At 39.2% G+C, this 22738-nt stretch carries 14 protein-coding genes and 3 pseudogenes; 4 read left to right on the forward strand and 13 right to left on the reverse strand.

Annotated elements, in window-relative coordinates; genetic code table 11:
* Positions 1–334 precede the first annotated feature (334 nt).
* The 11 genes and pseudogenes from DET49_RS02815 to DET49_RS18875 form a co-directional block, all read right to left on the reverse strand.
* Positions 335–1186 (reverse strand): hypothetical protein, encoded by an 852-nt coding sequence (locus tag DET49_RS02815; protein ID WP_133546642.1) that lies wholly within the window; start codon positions 1184–1186, stop codon positions 335–337.
* A 75-nt stretch (positions 1187–1261) separates the two neighbouring features.
* A pseudogene (locus DET49_RS02820) lies at positions 1262–1390 on the reverse strand (IS1595 family transposase); the annotation flags it as partial.
* Between the two features lie 261 nt (positions 1391–1651).
* Positions 1652–3088, reverse strand: coding sequence for a TolC family protein (locus DET49_RS02825; protein ID WP_133546643.1), 1437 nt, complete (start codon positions 3086–3088; stop codon positions 1652–1654).
* Positions 3081–6326, reverse strand: a complete 3246-nt coding sequence (locus DET49_RS02830) for an efflux RND transporter permease subunit (protein WP_133546644.1) — start codon at positions 6324–6326, stop codon at positions 3081–3083. Before DET49_RS02830 ends, DET49_RS02825 begins: the two co-directional genes overlap by 8 nt.
* Positions 6327–6350: 24 nt before the next feature.
* Positions 6351–7454: an efflux RND transporter periplasmic adaptor subunit gene (locus DET49_RS02835; RefSeq protein ID WP_133546645.1), complete on the reverse strand. Its 1104-nt coding sequence runs from the start codon at positions 7452–7454 to the stop codon at positions 6351–6353.
* Positions 7455–8340: 886 nt separating this feature from the next.
* Entirely contained in the window at positions 8341–8856 is a 516-nt protein-coding gene (locus tag DET49_RS02840; protein WP_133546646.1) for an FAD:protein FMN transferase, read from the reverse strand.
* A gap of 39 nt (positions 8857–8895) precedes the next feature.
* Complete coding sequence (locus tag DET49_RS02845) at positions 8896–9741, reverse strand: nucleotidyl transferase AbiEii/AbiGii toxin family protein (RefSeq protein ID WP_133546647.1); 846 nt, start codon at positions 9739–9741, stop codon at positions 8896–8898.
* Complete coding sequence (locus DET49_RS02850) at positions 9716–10723, reverse strand: type IV toxin-antitoxin system AbiEi family antitoxin (protein ID WP_133546648.1); 1008 nt, start codon at positions 10721–10723, stop codon at positions 9716–9718. Before DET49_RS02850 ends, DET49_RS02845 begins: the two co-directional genes overlap by 26 nt.
* A 638-nt stretch (positions 10724–11361) precedes the next feature.
* A pseudogene (locus DET49_RS02855) lies at positions 11362–11817 on the reverse strand (RES family NAD+ phosphorylase); the annotation flags it as partial.
* 38 nt (positions 11818–11855) lie between these two features.
* The gene (locus tag DET49_RS18635) at positions 11856–12014 is read right to left on the reverse strand and encodes an MbcA/ParS/Xre antitoxin family protein (protein ID WP_317130295.1); all 159 of its coding nucleotides are present in this window, start codon (positions 12012–12014) and stop codon (positions 11856–11858) included.
* Positions 12015–12108: 94 nt separating this feature from the next.
* Positions 12109–12228, reverse strand: a pseudogene (locus tag DET49_RS18875) (antitoxin); the annotation flags it as partial.
* Positions 12229–13064: 836 nt separating this feature from the next.
* Here DET49_RS18875 and DET49_RS02865 point away from each other — a divergent pair.
* A complete protein-coding gene (locus tag DET49_RS02865; RefSeq protein WP_133546649.1) occupies positions 13065–13667 on the forward strand; it encodes a DUF6088 family protein in 603 nt (200 codons plus the stop codon).
* On the forward strand, positions 13664–14692 hold the full coding sequence (locus tag DET49_RS02870) for a nucleotidyl transferase AbiEii/AbiGii toxin family protein (RefSeq protein ID WP_133546650.1): 1029 nt from the start codon (positions 13664–13666) through the stop codon (positions 14690–14692). Before DET49_RS02865 ends, DET49_RS02870 begins: the two co-directional genes overlap by 4 nt.
* A gap of 42 nt (positions 14693–14734) precedes the next feature.
* On the opposite strand, the gene DET49_RS02875 is transcribed toward DET49_RS02870, so the two are convergent.
* Together DET49_RS02875 and DET49_RS02880 are read right to left on the reverse strand one after the other, a co-directional pair.
* The gene (locus DET49_RS02875; RefSeq protein WP_133546651.1) at positions 14735–14926 is read right to left on the reverse strand and encodes a hypothetical protein; all 192 of its coding nucleotides are present in this window, start codon (positions 14924–14926) and stop codon (positions 14735–14737) included.
* Between the two features lie 159 nt (positions 14927–15085).
* On the reverse strand, positions 15086–17992 hold the full coding sequence (locus DET49_RS02880; RefSeq protein ID WP_133546652.1) for a triple tyrosine motif-containing protein: 2907 nt from the start codon (positions 17990–17992) through the stop codon (positions 15086–15088).
* Between the two features lie 308 nt (positions 17993–18300).
* Between DET49_RS02880 and DET49_RS02885 the strand changes: the two genes are divergently transcribed.
* Positions 18301–21231 (forward strand): SusC/RagA family TonB-linked outer membrane protein, encoded by a 2931-nt coding sequence (locus tag DET49_RS02885; RefSeq protein ID WP_133546653.1) that lies wholly within the window; start codon positions 18301–18303, stop codon positions 21229–21231.
* A gap of 13 nt (positions 21232–21244) precedes the next feature.
* Positions 21245–22732, forward strand: a complete 1488-nt coding sequence (locus DET49_RS02890) for a RagB/SusD family nutrient uptake outer membrane protein (protein ID WP_166636531.1) — start codon at positions 21245–21247, stop codon at positions 22730–22732.
* Positions 22733–22738 lie beyond the last annotated feature (6 nt).

Genomic DNA, 22738 nt, shown 5'->3' on the forward strand with positions numbered 1-22738 from the left:
CGTACATCTCCCTGAGCAATTAAACAGTTAGAATATTGAGATAACCTGCTCATTTAGTGGTTTATGTATACCATTCCGCAATATATTGCACTAAGTGAGTGCGATATATTTACTTTTTTGCACTGTTATAGTGCATTTCTACCAATATTTTTAAATCCACTAAAATTTTCAAGAGATTTAATAAAATCAAGAAAAAAATTACGGCTTTTAAGAGAGTTTCAGATGTGAGTTATAGATTTCATCGCTTCAAGGGAATCTTATGATTCCTTATTGTGGTTTTGAATACCCTAATTGATAATGCAAACAACTACAATAATAATTCTTTGTTTGTTTATTATTCCACCCGTAAACTAAAAATCCGGTCGAAAAATGAGGTTTTTTTAAGCTTTACCGAATCTAAAATGCCGGTCTTTTCTACTTCAACAAAACCCATAAATTTAAAATACCGTTCGAAACTACGCAATTCGTAACACGCGTAAGAATATTCTTTTCCTTCTAAAAGCTGTGGAAAAGCTTTGAAATATTTTTCAGAATAGAAATTCGCTGTTCTTTTCTTATCTCCATATTTTCTTAGTAAAAAGAGAGTAAATGCAGGATTAACACGACCTATGTTCATAGATTCATACCTGTCAAAATAAGCCCAATTGAATTTATGAAGTAAAATATCCAAGATTTCTGTAAGAATATAATTCCCATCACCAGCATACTTTTCTCCTTTCTTGGTTAAGCTCAGTTTCCCCTTTCTTTTTTTGGTTAAGTTTGATAGTTCCAGTAAAATACGGGTAATACTTATTTCTTCGGCGTCACTTTCTTTATTTAATTTACTTATCCCCTTTTCAATCCATTCGTTTTTTAAGCATCCAAGTTCATAGATTTGCTTTACCAATTTAGGTGGCAAAGCCCCAGTTTTGGTCAGCCGTATTGTTTTCCCCCCTTTCATCTGATCCATGAGAAAACGGACTTGTACGAGCAAGGGAAATTTTACAAGTTCCTTTTCCGAAAGCTGATTTAATACTAAAGGTCCTTTTCCTTCCCGAAAGTCTTGCTCTAGTAAAAACATTTGTTCCGGTGAAAGTCCGTCAAAATCATCCAGATTTCCCTGGTTGTGTGAAAGCACTCTTTTTTGTATTTCTTTATTTAGGTCTTCCAGATTATCAAAGCCTTCCAGGCCGTCGAGATTAATCATGTATTAATATTTTAATTATTGAAGTTCAAAAATAAGTGTTACTATTTTGATATTCAATAATATTAGAGGTCAGTATTAAACTGCAATTTGTTTTTGGTATAATTTCTTCTTTTTCAGCATTCTTGATGTGAGATTATGGAAAATTGTAGTTTTGGGGTGAGAGCGATTGATTCTAAAACAAAACTCATCAAAATACCTATTGATTCCCATCACTTACCACGGTATAAAATATCCGGAAAGCAATACTCTGATAGATATTCTTTAAATATTCAACCGATTTGATCTACATCAACTTTTTAAGTTATCAATAGTTTGAATCATATCTACCACAAACTTATAAATTTAAGCCTTATTCTGAACTTTTAAAGGTTAGTCTGAATAAGGCTTAAATTATGGGGTTTGTCGCATTTTTTTATAGTACCTTTTTTATTCCGTAGTCTTAATATTTCCAGGAAGCTAATATACTTATTGCCAACCTCCGCCCAAGGCTCGATAGAGGTTTATTTTAGCCTGGAGTTGATGGAGCTTGGTTTCCACCAATTCCATCTTGGCATCCAGGGCTTCTTCCTGGGTTAAGAGTACTTCTACATAATCTGCCTCTGCATATTTAAAAAGGGTATTGGCAATAGCAAAGGATTCATTTAAAATAGCTACCTCTTTCTTTTTCGTCTTGAAACTAGCGGAATAGTTATCGAGTTTATTCAGCTTATTCAGTACTTCAGTGTAGGCATTTAAAACAGCCCGTTCGTATTCAAATACAGCCTGGACCTGCAATGCAGAAGCCTGGTTGTACCTTGCCCTGATGGCTTTTTTATTGATCAGGGGTGCCATTATTTCACCTGCAGCATTATAAAGCAGGGATTCCGGGTTGAAAAGTAAACTTGGCTTAAAGGCCTCAAAACCTATACCTGCTGTAATATCCAGGCTTGGATAGAATTCCGCCCGGGCCACCCTGACATCTAATTTGGAGGCTTGCAACTGGTATGCTGCCTGTCGGATATCCGGCCTGTATTCCAGTAAATCTGATGGAATTCCAGTCTCAAGACTATCCAGTTGAATACTCAAAAAGTCTTCTTTGTTTCTCCCGATATCCCCTGAGTATCGTCCTACCAAAAAATTCAATCGGTTGCGGGTTTCCACAATTTGTTGCTTGACCCCGTATTGCAGGTTTTTTGTTTTCAGGAGTTGCGCCTGAAATCGATTCACGGCCAGTTGCGTGGTCCTTGCATATAGCTTCTGTAATTTAACTTTTCGCAAGGCCTCCTCCTGGATGGAAAGGTTGTTTTTAATGATTTCCAACAAAGTATCCAGTGCCTGCAGCTCATAATATTCACTTGCTATTTCCGCTATTAAATTGGTGATCAACAGGTTTTTTCCCTGGTTAGCTGCTAAATACCTCAGCTGGGCAGCATCCTTAGCATTGCGTAGTTTTCGCCAAATGTCTACTTCCCAACTGGCCACGGGCCCTATCTGAAAATCCCCTAAAGGTTCGGGAAATTCCTCTCCTTCTTTGATTTCCAGGTTATGTTCTAGTGACCCCATGCGGGTATATCGTCCTGACTTCTCTACCCCGGCTCCTGCCTCCAGTTTAACCTGAGGTAAATATTCCCCTGATTTCTCAAGCACCTCATTTTGACGCACTTTGAGTTCCTGCAGGACGATATTTAATTCCTGGTTGTTGCTTAGGGCGGTATCGATTAACCCGCTTAGCTTTGGGTCATCGAAATATGCTCTCCAGCTGATCTTCTCCATCCTGCTCCCGGAGAGATCCTGATACTTATAACTTCCGGGTAAAGCTGTATGGGCTTTTTTTAAACCAGGCCCGGGGATGCTACAGCTCCCCATAAGACCTACTAAAACAATTATGAATAAATGTTTAAGGTGATTTATAGTACTATTCATTTTTATTTTTTTTACGATGACGCATTTTAATTAGGGTATTTAAGTTGGCTATTTTTTTAACCAGGGAAGCTTTAGTGGGTTCATTGCTATAGGCCTCGGATAGGGTAATATGGGATTCTCCTTTTATAAGTTCCTTGCCTTCCACTAATTTAGCCAGGCTGTAATAGAGTCCTGGAATGATCAGCACCCCGAAGAGCGTTCCAAAAAGCATTCCTCCCAGCGAGGCGGCACCTATGGTACGGTTACCAATTGCCCCTGCCCCGGTGGCAAGTACCAGGGGAATTAATCCGGCCATAAATGCAAATGAAGTCATAAGGATCGGTCTAAACCTGGCCTTGGCCCCTTCGATAGCCGCTACTAGAATGGTAGCCCCTTCATTCTGCTTTTGTACCGCAAATTCCACGATCAGAACCGCATTTTTTCCTAATAGGCCTACCAGCATGATCATGCCGATTTGTGCATACACATCATTGGCCAGTCCCATCATTTTTAGCATTAAAAAAGTTCCAAAGATCCCTATCGGAAGGGAGAGCAATACTGCCAGGGGCAGAACAAAACTCTCATACTGGGCAGCCAGCACCACGTACACAAAGAATATCACCACTAAAAATATATAAATGGATTCATTACCTCGCTGTGCCTCGTCATAGGATAAACCCTCCCAGGCAATATCAAAGCCCTTAGGCAGGGTTTGACTGGCTACCTCTTTAATGGCTTCAATGGCATCCCCGGTGGTGTATCCGGCTGCAGGCAAGCCCCTTATGGAGGCAGAGTTGTACAGGTTGTACCGGGTGATTTCATTGGGCCCCTGGGTTTTGTTGAAATTCATAAAGGCAGAATAAGGCACCATTTCCCCTTCTTCATTTTTTACAAAATATTCATCTAAATCAGAAATAAACCTGCGGTATTCAGGCGCTGCCTGTACATAGACTTTAAAGAAACGTCCAAACCGAATAAACCCCTGTTCGTAGGTACTCCCTATAAGTATATTTAAATTTTCCATAGCCGCACCGATGGAGACCCCTTTTTGCATAGCGGCTTGATTATCAATCACCAGTTCATATTGGGGGTAGTTGGCTGCATAGAAGGTAAACAGGCCTTTCAGTTCCTCCCTTTCCCGTAATTTATTCAGGAAATTCTGGTTGATTCGATCGAACTCCTGGTAGCCTGTGGCATCGGTTTTATCGAGCATGCGGAATGAGAAACCACCGGAAGAACCAAATCCTGGTACCGCCGGGGGTTCAAAATATTCGACAATGGCACCAAGGTCCCGGGTTTTCTCCTCTAGTTCCTCCATAATCTCATCGACATTTTTCTCCCGCTGCGACCAGGGCTCCAGGTTGATCAAACAAGTTCCTGCATTGGATCCGCGGCCTTCTGTCATAATTTCATAACCAGCCAGGGAGGTTACAGATGCAATTCCATCTACCTCTTCAGCGATTTTCTGAAGCTGGCCAGCTACCTGGTTGGTCTGTTCCAAGGTGGAGCCTGGGGGCGTTTGGATAATAGCATAAATGGTCCCCTGGTCTTCATTAGGTACAAAGCCTGAAGGGAGGATATTGCTGGTATAAATCATCCCGAAAACAAATAATCCCAGGACACCAAAAGTGACGATTCTCCGGGTTACTATCTTGTTAAGTATTGTGACATATCGCCCTGTAAGCTTTGCGAAACCTCGGTTAAAGCCATCTATAAACCGATCGAATAAAGATTTTCTTCTTTTCCCATGCGGGTTTTTAAGAAAAATTGCACAAAGTACCGGGGTCAGCGTTAAGGCTACCAAACCGGATATCACGATGGAACTTGCCATGGTAATGGAAAACTGCCGATAAAAAACCCCTACCGGTCCGCCCATAAAGGCTATCGGAACAAAGACAGAGGTCATCACCAGGGTTATAGCTATAATAGCGCCACTTAATTCTTTCATCGCCATCTGGGTTGCCTTATACGGGCTAAGCCGAGAATCTTCCTCCATTTTCTCATATACGGCTTCCACTACCACAATAGCATCATCAACCACTACTCCAATGGCCAACACAAGGGCGAAAAGGGTAATCAGATTGATAGACATCCCTAGTAATTGTATAAAGAAAAATGCGCCTATAAGCGATACCGGAACTGCCAGGATAGGAATAAGGGTGGCCCGCCAGTTTCCAAGAAAAACAAAGACCACCAGGGAGACCAAAAGAAATGCATCCCGGATGGTATGCATCACCTGTTGGGTGGAAGCGTCTAAAAATTTAGAAACATCATAACTGTACTGGTAGCGTATGCCTTCTGGAAAATCCTTTTCCAGCTCCTTCATTTTTTCCTTTACCGCAGCAATAACCTTACTACCATTGCTGCCCAGGGTCTGTTTAAGCACAATGGAAGATGAAGGTTTTCCGTCCAAATTAGAATAGATATCGAAGAATTCACTCCCCAGGCCTACATCAGCTACATCTGCAAGCTTTACTTGCTGTCCCTCTTCTGTACTCTTAAGAATGATATTTTCGTACTGCTCAGCAGTATTGTATCTCCCGGCATAAGTCAGTACAAATTCCTTGGATTGCGCCTTGATCCCTGAGCTTCTTCCCAGGCGTCCCGGCCTCCCGATGATACTCTGCTCCTCCAGGGCCTTCATTACCTCTTCCGCGGATATTTTATAGGCCCGCATCCGGTCGGGCTTTAGCCAAATACGCATGGCATATTTACGAGCACCAAGAATTTGGGCACGGGCAATACCCTTTATGCGCTGGAGTTCCGGAACCACCTTGGTATAGGCGTAATTGTAAAGAAACTTCTCATCAATGTTACTTCCCTTTTCACTGGCAAGATTTACATACAATAGCATGCTGGGCTGAATAGGTTTAATCTGTACTCCTTCACGCTGTACCAGGGGTGGTAAATTTGGCATGACCTGGTCTACCCTTGTTTTTACTCTTATTACCGCCTGGTTAGGATCGGTGCCGGGTTCAAAGATCACCCGGATGGTACCTTCCCCCGCACTAGTGGCATCCGAGGATATGTAACGCATGCCCTGGACCCCGTTTATGGCCGTTTCCAATGGGATTATGGTGGATTTCACCAATACATCCGCACTGGAACCTGGGTAGGCCACAAATATATTAACTGTTGTTGGGGCGATGGAGGGAAACTGCGATATGGGTAATTGAAAAATCGACATCAGGCCAACAAAAACAATGACAATGGACAGCACTATAGCCAGTACCGGCCTTTTTAGAATATTTTGAAACATAAGGAAATGTTTTATAGGAATTTATTATTCAGCGTGGAGTTCCAAGTTTGCAAAGACAACCTCTGGCTTTTTGAACTCGAACTCAATTTTATCGCCATTTTGCACTTTCCTTAATCCTTCGAGTAAAAATTTATCCTCTGGATTTAAGCCTTCTTTCACCACATATAAATGATCAAGTTCACTGGCGATCTCAATCTCCCTGGAATGAACTTCCCCCTTTTTATCTACTACATAAACATATCTTTTCTCCAGGATCTCAAAAGTTGCTTTCTGCGGTATGAGCAGGGCCTCATGTATTGCCACAGGCCATAAGATATTACCGGTTTGCCCCTGGCGAAGTAACCTGTCCGGATTAGCAAAGCTCGCTCTAAATGCAATGGTTCCCGTAGTGTTGTCAAACTGAGCTTCAATAGCCGTTATGGTCCCCTTTTTATTAAAAACCTGGCCATTGGCCAGTTGGAGCTGGAGCGAATCTACGCTGCCCCTCTGGTGCTGTGCGTAATCAAGATAAGCTGATTCTGGCACATTGAAATAGACCCACATTTTACTGTTATCGGTTAGGGTGGTCAGTTTTTCACCCTCCTCTATCAGGGAGCCTAACCGGATATCCTCAAACCGTCCGATAATACCATTAAAAGGGGCTCTTATTTCGGTAAACTTTAAATGTGCTTTTTTTAGGTCCAATTCCGCTTCTGCATTGTCCAGGTGTGCCCTGGCCAGGGAAAGTTCGTTGCTGGACACCACATTACTATCAGCCAGCGCCCTGGTATTTTGATATTCCACCATGGCCTTCTGCATCTCGGCCTCGGCTTTCTTAACTTCGGCCTTGTATACCGTGGGTTGAATCTGAAATAAAAGCTGGCCCTTTTCTACAAGCTCCCCTTCGTCTACCAGGATTCTCTCCAGGTAGCCATTTTCCATAGATTTTAACTCAATATGCTGAAAGGCCTGTATCTGTGAAACATAAGGGTTGTAATATGAAGTATCTTTTTTAATCGGGTTACTCACTTCCAAAACACCTGTATGGTGACCCTGGTGGCTTTTTTGATGATGATCTGATTGACAACTGGCAAATACTGCCAAAACGGCCACAAACAGGCCGATATAACTAATTACTTTAGAATTCATTGCTAACGTTATTATAAATAAAACTTTAACCTTAAAAAGGCTGTGGAAAGAGCAATTAGACCTTATGTATGTACAGATTGAAACAGGCCTTATTCCAGGTTTATAGAAACAGGAAAAGGACGTATAAGGATCTAAAAGCTATAATAGAACTAAAAAAACCTGTGTAGGTTCTATGATAATGCTGCCATGAAGAATTTCCAGGAGTGAAAAAGAATGTAAAGTTTGATTTTTTTAAAGGAATTACCCCAATGCGGTTGGGAATTTCCAGTAAGGTTTTGAAGCTCCCTAAAAGCTCGGGAAGACTCCCCTTTTAAGAAGTAGCGCTGCGGATCATCATTTTCTTCAATTTCCAATTCCGTACAGCGGTCGGAATAATATAAATCTCCAATAGCATGAAGATCTACAGCATCACTTTGGATGGATTTAACCGAAGAAATGAAAACTTCAGTATTGGAATCCTGAGAGGCCTCCGCAACGGAAATACCTAAAAAGAAGACAAGGATTGTAAATGGTGACCATAGCCATTTAAAGATATCCTTATAATGTAGTTTCTTATTAATGATCTAAATTCATTAGTTAAAGAGTTGCAAATGTATATTAAAAATACCGATAATTACAATCTTTTCCTGATCTATCCCGCTGCCTGTCAGGTTTTACCTGAGATGGAAAACTTACCAAGCTCGTTGGGAAGGATATCAGCTACTAGCAAGCCATTGGCGTTGAAAAAAAATAGGCCTGGTTCCTGGTCAATAAGTATTTCATAATAATGGATAATAGCGCTGTATGATTTTGACCCGGATTTCGAATTGATTTTCTTTAGTTCCACATATTGTTGTCAATAGATAGCTAGTAAACTTAGCAGCAGATTTCAGCCTGTGCTTTGGTTTTAAAAACCTTCTGATTTCCATAACCTGAGAGAATTGTAATTATCATCGTAAATCAAGAGCCCCTCCACCTCTCTGTCTTCTGCTATAGGTTCCATAGCCGTTTTTTGACCTAACACCATACAAGCAGTAGCCATAGCGTCGGCTTTTTCCGCATTCTTGCATTTTATGGAAACCGAAAGTAAACTGTGATCTACAGGAGAACCTGTTTCTGGGTTTATAATATGAGGTCTTCGTTTACCGGAACTGTCCAAATAAAATTTACGATAACTTCCTGAAGTACTTATCGCTGTATTTTTAAGTGTGATGATATGAATAAACCTGTCCTTTTCTTTGCCCATACTGAAGTATGGGTTTTCAATGCCAATTTTCCATAGTTTACCTGTTCCATTATAGCCACGGGTTTTCACTTCTCCTCCCAATTCTACTTTGTAATTTTCCACACCTTTATCATTAAGAAAATCAGCAATCTTATTGATGTAGTATCCTTCTCCTATAGCCCTAAGAAGGCTTTTCATATTCAAATATTTTCACCAATCTAGGTGAAATCATTGAATTTAATCCAAGTTATCCATCAGCCCAAATCGAAACTCTTTAAGTATTTGAACTGCATACTCTAATTCCCAATCTTTATTTTTTACCCATTGTTTTGCAATCGCTGAGCTTTCAGCATTATCAACATTATCATTAATGGTGTTTAGAATTCGATTTTTTATTGCATCAGACACGTTTAAGAATTTACTGGAATTTCTTCCAAGAACTCTTGCAGCTATTTTCAGTTGGTCGAAAATTTCCTCCTCTGTAAATGTATCGTGATGATGCTCCATGATGTTGTCGTAATTTAAATCGAAATAATGCTCTATAATTCTCAAAATATCGTAGAGATCATTGTCACGTTCTTCTGGTCTGTCGCTCCAGGCGATTAGTTTAAGAATCACCATTCCTGGAAGGGACGGAATCTTTAAAGACTTTTCTTCTATGTTTACGCTCTCGGATTCTTTTAGCACTTCGCTAAAACCCAAAACGTGCAAATCAGTATAGCGCTCATTAAACTGTATGGTAAACTTTTCCTCAATTTCACCAAAAGGTAATAAGTCAATGGCAATATTGAATTTGTCATTATATAGCGTCCAAGGTGCTTCTACTTTGTTAAATCCATATTTGAGAAGTGCTTTAACCACAGCTTCAAATTCCTGTATGGAAGATATCATTATTGCAAAATCAATATCTTTAGTTCCTCTACTGGGTTTAATGCCTCCTTTCAATAGTTCTAAGGCTACCGCACTTGCACCAATGAGATAGTATGGTATGTTCAGTTTTACCAATATCTCATCGATAATGTCAAAAACCTCTTTAAAATGAGGGATTGCTAATTGCTTATAGGTTTGGTTTGATTTGCTCATTGAAAATTATATTTGCAGTTTCTTTGCTTCTTTTATCATCTCCGATCATTAGTTCTGCATAGACTAAAGCTATGGGTGCTATGGGTGCTGTATTCTTGTTATATTTAGGGTTCCAAAAGAGGTCGTATACCCATAACTCGCCTTGATCATCTGGTATTAATCTATAGTTGATCATCAAATCCCTTACGGTCTCGGTGGTATATAAAATAAACTTTTCCGGTCGTAAATGATTGGTGAGTATGTCTCCTGCAGGTTCTCCTCCCCATACGGTTTTCTCCTGATTGAACTGTATCTCTTTCCAATATTGATCTTTATTCTGAAATCTAAAACGTTGCTTAAATATTGTAGGTTTTAAAGTTTGTTCAAATTCTGTAACCCATCTATTAAGAAGATCTTCATAATTATTTATCACGTATTCATTCTTATTCAATTTTAAGATGAAATTGGTGTCTAACAGACCATTTATAATTAAGGGAATATTCCCCAAAGCCACATTTGTAATCTCAGCAATATCTCTCTGTGTATGATTTATTAACTGGGGATTTAATAAAAAATGAAATATGACTTTAAGTCCAGTTTTGGTAAATGCCCTATTTCCTTTATCTTTTTTAGCTTTAAGTGTCTTGTTGGTATCTATATATAAGAATACCTCATTATGATTTATATAAACATTTCCATTGCCTTCTAAATAATTCACTTTATGTGCGCGAAGTTCTTCCTTTACTTTTGGAAATAGTTTTTCGGCAACAAGTAGAAAGTTTTGATATTCATTGTTATAATTAATTATATTGAGTATTTGATGATTTTTCACATCTTTTTTTACCTCAACTAACATTAAAATTTTTTGATTATTTATCGTTATATCCAATTCACCATCAACTCCAATATCATTGTTCTCCTCCATAATCTTCCAGTCCCAAATTATTGGAACATCTTTTTCTAAATTATGAATAGCCCTGGTTATAATATCTACTTCATTCATTTTTTAAAGGATCTTTGTTCATTATTATCATTTGTTCATTATTCGTGAACATTAATAAAATATGAACAAATATATAAAAAGTATATGAATTAAGTTTATTCTAGAAGATACAGATTATTGAATTAAAATAATCTTGATGGCATTTTCACATCTTTTTATCCGGTGAACTTGCAACAAAAAACGGGACAACAACAAGTTAAGCCACATTTTTGTCTTGTCCTGAAATGGCTTTACACTAAAAAGCAATTTATTATGGAAACAAAAGAAAAACAGTAAATATGTACATCCATAATCTTGAAGCTTGTTGACGGTAAGGATCACCTTCACCTTCACCTTCACCTTCACAAAAGGCTGATTAAAATATTTATCAACTCCCATCCTAATATTGTGAGCAATTTGAATATTAAAATTCACCCTAGAAGTTCAACTGATAAACCGATGAGCTGCTGGTATAAGAGACCCAGGGATTTATTGTATACCATCAATGTTTTTTTGGCTTTTACAAGGGATTCCTACGGAGATGACCTATGATAATGACTGATATTCAAATTCTTAGAATCTCACCAAAAAAAAGCTGCCCAGGCCCTGTTGCAACTACATGGAGCCTAATCATGGAGACGTTGCTTTTGCATATTGGCCTAGTTTTTTTCTAATTCATCCTTTTTAGTTTGTTTTAAACGTTCATCAAACTTTAAAGGTATTTTCGAAACAACAGTTATCTTTTTAGAATCAGGGTGATTTGGATTTATCAAATAATTAAATTCGGACTTTACAATGCTGCTGGGTACTTTCAAAACAGCAGCTTCATTATCATTTACAAAATCATCACCTATAAATTGGGTTTCAAGGATTGGAGGTTTGGAATCCCAGTCTTCTGGTAAGTCCTTATGTTTTAATTCCAGTATTTCGATATCCTCAGGAATATTAATTTCTACGTAGTAACGAACTGTTGGTAAGTCCTCATTCAGATCTAAATGCACAGACACTTCTAAAGTAGCTAAAGCTCTTGACTCTGATGTATAAACCAGAAATGTATTAAAGCTATTCCACCTGTAACCATCTTTACGAGATGCTTCAATTCCTTTTAGCGTGGTTTCAAGATATTTTTTTCATTCTATCCTATAAACTCTCATTAGGCCAAATTTCCATATTCCAGTCTATTTAAGGCATTTCGAACCTCTTGAATCCCAGTTAAGGAATCGAATAGGCTTATTGGTGTCACCCCCTCCCAATGAAATATTAGGTTTTTGTAACCAACGCTGAAATTTTTCTTTTTCGCCATTGAATACATTCAGTCCATATTCCAACAATTCTGTTAATACTAAAATAGTTTCGCTGTCTCTTCCACTTAATAAATTTTTATCTCTCTTTCTCTTATTGTAAGTAGTTTGGGGCAAATCCAATAAATGAAGTACTTGTTTGATAGTTAAATTAGATTTATCGCTAATAAATTCTATCGCCTCATAAGGTAAACCTTCTCTTATTAGAGCCACTCTTTCCATCATATTACTCCAAACATATGAGTTTTCAGATACTCTAATGGTCCACCTTTGGCTCTTCACTCTTTTATTGGCTCTAGCCCTCTCAATGCATCTTTGTGGATTAAAAGATTTGTTTCTTAATTTTTTATCTTCAATTGCAATAACAATGAGTTTGCTTCTAATTTACAGCAATTTTACTACAAAAACAGACAAGGATTAAAATCAGTGAGTTGCGGAATGCATAATTGTCAACCTAAAATTTACATCCATTTCGATAATAATTAAGCAGGTGTGCCCACCAACTTTACCAAACTGCAAGTGAACTTATATCTATTCCTTCTTACCGATAGAGTCCGAAGGAAATTCAAGAAATGCACATCGGTTACATTTGGAAACAAGTAATTAAATTACAATTCAAATTTTAAAAAGGTCATTCAAAAAATTAAGGATAAAAAACTTATAAAAACATTACTGGATAAAATCCAGGAGCTAAAGAAAAGCTCGGATCTGCGGAAAATTTCCGGGATAGAAAAACTAAAAGACTAATCCACCCGGAAATAAATGCTATAACCAATGTTTATCGCACATTATAACTCTTGTATTTTGTTATATTTTTCTTGCAGCTGGTTCAGTTTTACAAAATATCCTGCAAGTTTTTACGTGCTAATTAAATCTTCAGGTTTTTTCAGCTGTTATCTTTCGCTTAATTTCAGGGTTTTAAAAATCATTAAGAAAGACTTTCTAGTCGATTCTTTTACAAGCATTTAGTACATTATCTTTAAAAGTAAAAGTTTCAAGACTCAATTTATTTGTAACAAATTTTTACTATTTTTGTTACAAATTAAAAATAGTTCCATCCAATGGAGAGCACAGAAACTAAAATAAAAAAGAGTATTATTCAAAAGGAAAGAGGAGAATTACTTTTCCCTGATGACTTTAGAAAATTAGGATCTTCTGAGGCAGTTCGATTGGCATTGCACCGAATCGAAAAAGAGGGCTTTATTCGAAGGGTTGCCCAGGGACTTTATGTACGTCCAAAACTAAACAAATATGTTGGCGAGGTTTTGCCTACAGCTGAAAAAATAGCTCAATCGATAGCCAAAAGAGATAAAATCAGGTTGGTGCCAACTGGAGTATATGCCTTAAGTGCATTAGGTTTGAGTACCCAAGTGCCAATGAAACTTGTTTTTCTTACCGACGGGGCACCCAGAGAAATAAAATTAGGGAAACGAAGTATAAAATTAAAGAAAACCACTCCAAAAAATCTATCTGCCATAGGAAATATAAGTAGATTAGTAATACAAGCCCTAAGGGAAATTGGAAAAGAACAGTTAACCAATGAAGAGGAAGCAAAAATTATAAATCTTTTAAAAAAAGAAAATAAAAAAGAACTTCTTCATGACCTTGAACTGGCACCAGTATGGATTCAGAAAATTATGGAAAAAGCTCTAAATAAAAAATGAAATTTTATAACATCCCAAAAGAGGATAAAATTGCTATTTATCAAAACGTGGAAGGTAAAACGGGAATCCCACATTATGCAGTTGAAAAAGATTGGTGGGTTGTTCAAACTTTGAAAATTATCTTCGAAATGGAATTGGCAGAACATTTAGTTTTTAAGGGTGGAACATCACTGAGCAAAGCATGGAAAGTTATCGAACGCTTCAGTGAAGATATTGATCTTGCTGTTGACCGTAAGTTCTTTGGATACTCAGGGGAATTATCAAAAAAGGAGCGAACGAAACTTAGAAAAGAAACAAGCGCCTACATTTCAGAAATTTTTTATCTAAAATTACAGGCATGTTTTAAGCAAAAAGGTTTTAAGAATGTTGAATTTAATATCATTCCTGCAGAATCAAGTGATCAGGATCCTCGTATTATCGAAATTTATTATCCATATATAACTGAATCACCTGGATATATCCATCCTAGAATTCAAGTTGAAATAGGGTGCCGATCATTGAGAGAACCATTTAGTGTCCAAAAGGTAGCTTCCTTTGTTGATGAACAAAACCCCGACTCGGATTATTTCGAACAACATATTGAGATACCGTCGGTCCTTCCAGAAAGAACATTTTTAGAAAAACTTTTTTTGCTTCACGAAGAGTTTCAGCGTCCAAAGAGTAAAATAAGGGTGAATCGTTTAAGTCGACATCTTTACGATATATTTCGACTTGCCAAAACCAAACACGCTACCGATGCCGTTCAGAATAAGGAATTATATGAAATTATTGTAGCCCATAGATATACCTTCACTAAAGTAGGTGGTGTCAATTATAATTTGCATCATCCCAAATTTATTCGACCAATTCCTCCAAATGAATTTATAAAATCCTGGGAAATAGATTATAAAACAATGCAAGAACAAATGATTTATGGAGATTCACCAAAATTCGAAGATTTAATAGAAGAGGTTGAGAGATTTATACAACAATTAAATAGCTTAGAATGGATAATGACCAATACTTACCCTAAACCTAAAAATTGATTACTTTATTTCAAAGCTGTATCAGCTTCTTTTTGAGTGGATTCAATTAAAAATATTAAAATCAACTAGAAAATTTATTAGGTATTTTTGATTTCTGTCTGCAGCTATTTTCCCTCCATTTCTTTTAGGCATAAAAATAACTGCTATATCCAAAGTTGTAAATGCTTTTTCTTCAAAATGGTAGAAATATTCTCTGATCTCGGGTACAACTGCTTCAAATGATTCCTTTTTCATTATACCTAACCTTACTAATATCGATTTCTTTTGAATTGTAAAAATTACGATCCTAAAGAAGAAAAATAATAAAGTAAGATATGTTCCAGAATGCTTAAGATCTAGGCGAAAAGAAATGCTATAACCAATGATTTCGCTCAATGCAACTCTTGTCTTCAGTTATATGGTTCTTGCAGCCGGTTCAGAAAGGTTTTCAAGAAATTCAAGAAAGTTGGTTTCCTGTACATCGAGCTTCTTTCTGATCCTATAACGGGCGGTTTCCACTCCTCGTACAGAAATGTTCAATAATGGGGCTATTTCTTTGTTGGTTAGGTTCATCTTTACAAATGCACAAAGTCGGAGTTCTCGCTTAGTCAATTTTGGATCTATCTCCTTGAGGCGTTTGAAAAAATCCTTATGCACTTTTTCAAAATGAACATCAAAAACGTTCATGTACTCCTCTCCAATGCGGTGCTGGTTGAGTTTATAAAGAATGTCCTGCAGATTTTTACGTGCTGTTTGTGTCTTCAGGCTTTTTCGAAAGTTCTGGAGACCCTGGTAAGTTTCAGAAAATATATCCTTTTTTTGTACCAGCATCATGGTGTAATTGGCCAGTTCCTTACTTTTTCGAATATTATCCTCTTCCAGAATTTGTTTATCCTTCCGTATATTCTCTTTTTCCTGCTTTAATTTGAGCTGCTCTATTTCCAGTTGCAGCAGCTTTTGATTTTTCTCGGAGGCAAGTTTTGCCTTCAACCTTACCTGGTGAATTTTTCTTCGTATTAAATACGCAAGGAGCAGGCAAATTGCCATAAAGACCAGGACATAAAAAAGGATCGCAAGGTTAGTTTGGTACCATACTTTAGGAACAGTGAAATAATAAGCGACAATACCACCCGCCATTCCCGAGAGATCCCTGCTGCGTACCTTAAATATATATTCGCCTGGTCTCAGGTGTGTGTATTCCTTATACGGGGTATCTTTCCAGGCAGACCACTTCTTATCTATTCCCTCTAAAATATATTGATATTGTATGGTTGAAGCAGGAGACATTCCGGGAGCTGAGAACTCAAACCTGAGGATATCCGATTGTTTTGGCAACTCAATTTCATCAGTTGTATTTAACGGGAGAAAAACCTTGTTTTCCCCTTCTACAATAGAAATGCTACTGAGCCTGGTAGGAACTACTTGGCTGGGTAAAGCCGAGGCAATATCAAATAAATACAAGCCTGTGGTGGCTCCAATTAAAACCCGCTCATTAGCAAGGGGATAAATACTTTCCATTCCCCTGTTAAGATTCCCCTTTAAATTAAGAAAAAGGTTCTTGTGAATTTTCGGCTGGGTATCCTTTGGATTAAAATAACCAATTTCATCATCCTGGACAAACCATGCTCTTTCCTGCTCCATAAAGAGCTTACGTGTATTATAAGCAGTATCCAGGATAGCATTCAGCGGCGGGTAAGGCTCAAACCTATTCGCCTTTTTCTCAAACTCGTAAACACCGGTATTTGTGGTAAAAACAATATCATTTTTCCATTTGGTTACATTGACATTGAAGGGAGAATTAAGACCATTTTGATCGGTGAAGTGATCAACGGCATATACCCGGCTATAATCCTCGGTGAATTTTACTTTGTAGACCCCCTTATAGCCATGGCAAACCCAGTAGGTGTTTTTTTCCTCGGCTTTAAGAATATCTCTGGTAGACTCGTCAAAACCACTAATTTTGTTCCCAAGATTCCACGTACTTCCACTTTGGTTAAGAAGATAAAGTCCATTATAATTACAGGCAAGGTAGGTGTTGTCAAATTCCGGAATCGGTAAAACTTTCCAGAAGCCATCAACGTTCCCGATTTTATGCGCTAATCCATCATCCAATTCAAATAATCCCTTATCGTGGCCAATGAGAATGGAACCTTCCTCTTTTTGTACTGACCATGCCTGGCCCTCCAGGTTAGGAACTTTAGTAAAGGTAAATTTATAGTCGTTCTCACCGCTTAAGGCAAGATCACTATAATACACCCCTTTGTTGGTCGCTAGATATATTTGCTTTCCATCCAGGAGAATATCATAGATGGATGCCTCACTGAATAAGTGTGAGACCGGACTTGTGAACTCTATAAAATCCAGGCCGTTATTTAAAAGGGCCCAAACATTTTCACCTTCCCTGAACAAATTCAGCACAGAGGAGTTGGAAAGCTCAGCGAACAAGGGGGAATTCCTAATTACCTTTCCATCTCCCGTTACCATAATAATTCTGGAACTTAAGGTGCCCAGCAGGTAATTATCCCCGAGCTTCGTGGAGGATATGACCTGATCCGCATTGTCGCTGCCCATAACCTTTCTCCAAAGTTCTAATTTCTTAGTCCCGGGGTGGCCACGATACAGGTTGCCGTTCTTTGCTGCAAGGATAACTTCCCCTGGCAGTTTACCTGGCAGGAAGCCGATGATCTCATTATTGTCAATTTCTTCCTGGTCAAAGACCTTGGAAAGCCGCATGGAAGCCGGATCAAAACTGTAGATGCCGTGATTTGCATCCTGTACAAAAAAAGTATTATTTGCAAACCCGGAAAAAGTAAAAGACTGGTTGGAAGATATCAGTGTCGCCGTGGTGCCGGAGATGGTTATTAGCTGTCCGAAAGACCGGTAGATTATGTGATCCTTAAATTGATGTACCTGCCAGAGGTTTTCGAGTTTTTCCTCATTAAGCTCCAGCTTTTCCAACAGGGATGTATACCTGTATTTACCTAGTGAATCTTTCGTTATAATTCCCAGTTCATTAAATCCTCCGGCATATACTACCCCATCTTTAGAGGTGGTAAGACTGCGGACAGAGGAATTATTGGGCAAGGTAATTTTATCCCATCTTTCACCATCAAATATCAGAACTCCATCATTGTTTCCAAAATAATTGATACCATCATTATCCTGAGTCATGGTCCAGAACTGCACATCGGCCTGGAAATCGGCTCTCGAATAATGAGTGATCCTGGGCAGCTTATGAAAATCATCCAGTTTAGTCTGAGAATATCCTAAACAAACATTTAAAAAAATGAATACTATGACTAGATGTAACAGAAATTTCAATGTGAATGATAGTGTTTGGATTACAAAGATAGGAAATTTTTAAGAAATTGTTAATTTTTTGTTCCGGCACAAATAACCTGATTTACAGGATAATATGGGCATTAGCGTAGCTCTGGCGTAGTACCTTTAAGAAATTGACGTATTTCAAATGTAGCACTTATTTTCAAGGTGCTGTTATCATATTCTAATTTAGAAGCCTGTTGAATTAACCTGAAAACGTTTTCGCGTTGTTCATTTTGATAAATCGTTAATTCGGCAGTGATTTTATCTATTGTATTAATTAAGAACATTGTAAATCATTAAATCTGATGAAAATTAAAAATTATTTATGGGTGCTATCTCTACTGGTTTTTGGTTCAACCTGGGCCCAGGATGGTCAAATATCCGGGACAGTTTTTGATGCCAACACCAATTTACCCTTGCCCGGTGCAAACGTGCTAGTAGAGAATTCTAACAGGGGAACACAAACAGATTTTGACGGTAATTTTACCTTACCAGCCTCAGCTGGGGAAACTCTTGTGGTTTCCTTCTTAGGGTATCTCCCCAAGGAAATTTTACTGGAAGGACAGAACAATATTCAAATTGCGCTGGCTGAAGATAAACAGGCCCTGGGAGAAGTTGTGGTGGTCGGATATGGTAGCCAGCAAAAAAGAGACATAACCGGTTCCGTATCCACGGTAGATGAAGAAGCCTTTGATGACCGCCCCAATACACAGGTGGGAGCTCTAATCCAGGGTAAAGCTGCCGGAGTCCAGGTCGTTTCTGGCTCAGGTAAACCATCTTCGGGTTTCAGTATCCGAATACGAGGAACCAACTCGATCAATGCCAGTAGCGAACCTCTATATGTAGTGGATGGTGTGCCCACTACAGATACCCGTTCCCTTAACCCGGCAGACATCGAAAATATTTCCATTTTAAAGGATGCCGCTTCCGCTGCCATATACGGGGCACAGGGTGCCAACGGGGTTGTACTGATCACTACCAAAAAAGGAAGTACCGGAAAACCAAGGCTTAGTTTTGATACCTATGTCGGGGTATCACAGGTATGGAATACCCTACCGGTTTTAAACAGTGAGCAGTATCGGGATCTTATGACAGAACTCGGACGTAACACCGACTGGAGCCAGTACACGGAAAATACCGATTGGCAGAATGTAATTTTTGAAGATGGTTTGTCTACAAATTATCAGTTATCCATGTCAGGTAAAAATGAAGGAACTTCCTATTATCTATCCGGTGGATATACCAAGCAGGAAGGTGCTGTGAGAAGTGCGGAAATGGAACGCTATAATTTTAAAATCAACTTTTCTCAGGAGGTAACCGACTGGCTGGAAATGGGAACCAATATTGCCTATACCCATTATTCCGATGTCGATGTAACCGATAACACCAGTGTTAACAGTGGAGGGGTATTACTGGGTGTGCTTTCTACACCACCTAATATTGGGATCTATAATCCCGATGGAACCTTTACCAGTAATCCTTTCCAGGATTGGGAAAACCCGGTAGCCTCCACTGACGGAGCACAACGAGGCTACGTGAATCAGAGGTTATTGGGAAATGTATATGCTGAAATTAAATTCTTTGAAGATCTTACCTTTAAATCAAATATAGGAACTGATTATAGCAGTGCGCATTATGACTATTTCCTGGATCCTTTCAGAACAAGTTATGGACGGGCCATGAAAGGTATTGGACGCTATAACACTAACCTGATGAATTACTATATTTTCGACAATACCTTAAATTATACAGCCAGGTTCGGAAATCATAATATTGAAGCCCTGGTAGGGTCCGTATATCAGAAATACAAGTGGGAAAACAGTAACCTGGAAAGAAGAAATTTCGCAAGCGACCAGATTACCACGCCCAACGCAGGATCTGAATTAATAGCCGCTTCAGCTGACAAAGCGGAAAAAGCAAATGCTTCATTTCTGGCAAGATTAAACTATAATTTTAATGATAAATACCTGCTAACGGCCAATTTCAGAGCGGACGGTTCCAGTAACTTCGGACCCGGTGAAAGATGGGGGTATTTTCCTTCCTTCTCTGCAGGGTGGAGAATCTCTAATGAAGCTTTCCTGGAAAACAGCAAAACCATATCTGATCTTAAACTAAGAGCTGGATGGGGAATTGTTGGAAACGATCAAATCGGTAATTATGCCTATTTTGGAAGAGTGGGCAGCGGAGGGAATTATCCCATCGGCGGTATTGTGATGCCTGGCACCTACCCGGCTTCTATTGAAAACGGCAACCTTAAATGGGAAGAATCCGAACAGGTAAATGTGGGTCTTGATATATCATTTCTGAAAAACAGAATTAGTTTTACTGCAGATGCATACCTGAAAAATACCAGGGACCTGCTTCTTAATGCACCCCTGCCAAGATCTACCGGTTTTGATAATGCTATTCAGAATATAGGTCAATTAAGAAACAAAGGTTTGGAATTTCAAGTCAATAGTTTCAATACCCAGGGTGCCTTTGAATGGCAAACCAACCTGAATATATCATTCAACCGAAATGAAGTAGTGGATATCGTAGGCCAGGAAATCCTTTTAGACAATATTGCCGGGCGAGGCGAAGTAAGCCTGGTTCGTGAGGGTGAGTCCCTGGGCTCTTTCTACGGTTACATCTGGGGAGGAGTAGATCCCGAAACCGGGGATGCCTACTACATCAATAATGAAGGAGAACCTACCTTCTCCCCTTCAGCTGAAGATCGTACCATTATAGGAAATGCCAATCCAGATTTCATCTATGGTATGACCAACACCTTTTCTTACAAAAATTTTGGACTTTCTATTTTCCTCCAGGGATCCCAGGGGAACGAAATCTTTAACGCCACCAGGATTGAAACTGAAGGGATGACCGATTCTAAAAATCAATCGGCTGTAGTTTTGGACAGGTGGAGAGAACCTGGAGATATCACGGATATTCCACGGGCCGTGGCCGGTAGTACCGATAATTCCAGATTGTCTACCAGATTTGTTGAAGACGGCTCATACCTGAGGATGAAAGCGCTTACCTTGAGCTACAATCTTCCTGAATCCCTTATAAAAAGGGCGAATATGCAACATATAAAATTGTATGCTACAGGAGAAAACCTCTTTACCATCACAGATTATTCTGGTTTTGATCCTGAAGTCAACGCATTTGGAGGTAGTAATACCACTATGGGCGTGGATTACGGTACGTATCCCCAGACCAGAAACCTAATACTTGGACTAAACCTATCTTTTTAAAAAATAAATTGTCATGAAAATTATAAACTTCAAAAAATACCTCTTTGGGCTGCTTATAGTTGCAAGCTTTACAGCCTGTGACGATGAGCTGGATCTTGAGCCAATTTCTCAGGAGACCGTAGACAATGCCTATGCTACCGGTACACAGCTTCAGGCTGCACTCACCGGGGTGTATGAATCTTTCCAGTCCAACGATTATTATGTTTGGGACAGGATCCTCTTTGAGGATGTAAGATCAGATAACGCCTATGCTGGAGGCGATAATCCTGAAATATTTCAGATAGATGCTATTGATATCTCTACCACCAACTCCAGGGTTTTCAATGCCTGGTCCGCCATTTACAACGCTATTTCCAAGGCTAATTTAGTCATTGAAAGGGCGCCTCTGATCGAGCAAGACATTACCCCGGATCAACGGGAAGACATTATTGGCCAGGCGCTTTTCCTAAGGGCCTTTCACTACTATAATCTTGTAAAGTTATGGGGTGGGGTTCCGCTGATCACGGAACCTATAAAATCTGTGGATCCATCAGAGGTAAGACTTCCGCGCAGTTCGAAAGAAGAAGTTTATGCGCAGATCATTACGGATCTTGAAATGGCCGCGGAAATGTTGCCGGATACCTATGGTGATGATGCCAGTGTAAATAAGGCCCGTGCCACAAGGGGAGCAGCAAATGCCCTGCTGGCAAAGGTATATGCCCAGAAGCCAAGCCCGGAATATAGCGCAGTTTTAGACTACGCCAATGCCGTGATCACGAGTTCGGCAAACTATGAGCTACTGGAAAATTATGATTTTCTTTTTGATGGTAATCACTACAACAACAGCGAATCTATTCTGGAAGTACAATACCTTGGAGGGGATGAAGGCACCTGGGGGCCGCAAATGCACCTTCCTCCTTCCATAAGCGGAGACACCTGGAGAAAATTCGTTACTCCATCGGTTGACCTTGTGGCTGCTTTTGATTCTGAAAATGACCAGATAAGAAAAGATGCTACTATTCTTTTCGAAGCTGTGCCATGGATAGATGAATACTGGGGTAATAGCCCAAATAGTATGGTTCCATTCGCCTACAAATGGAGAAATGCCAGTGGTTGGGCCAGCGCAGATAATATTTACTTATTGCGCCTTGCCGATATTATGCTGATCAAGGCCGAAGCCCTTAATGAATTAGGAAGGCCTGGGGAAGCCGCAGAAGTGGTAAACATTATTCGGGAAAGGGTGGAACTTCCCCCTCTTAGTGACGCCGAGACTGCTTCAACCGACACTATGCGTGATGCCATTTTAAAGGAAAAAAGGTTGGAGCTAAGCCTGGAAGCTGAAAGATGGAGCGACCTGGTAAGATATAGCGTAGCGGTAGAAGTTATGAATAGTGTAGACGATGTGGACCTAAGAGCTAATCAGCCGGTGGATTATAATATGACCCAGGACGAAGTACTACTTCCAATTCCGCAGAATGAGATCAACCGGAATCCGGAATTAACCCAGAATCCCGGGTATTAAAAGATG

The sequence above is a fragment of the Salegentibacter sp. 24 genome, assembly GCF_004362395.1.
In the GTDB taxonomy this organism is placed as follows: domain Bacteria; phylum Bacteroidota; class Bacteroidia; order Flavobacteriales; family Flavobacteriaceae; genus Salegentibacter.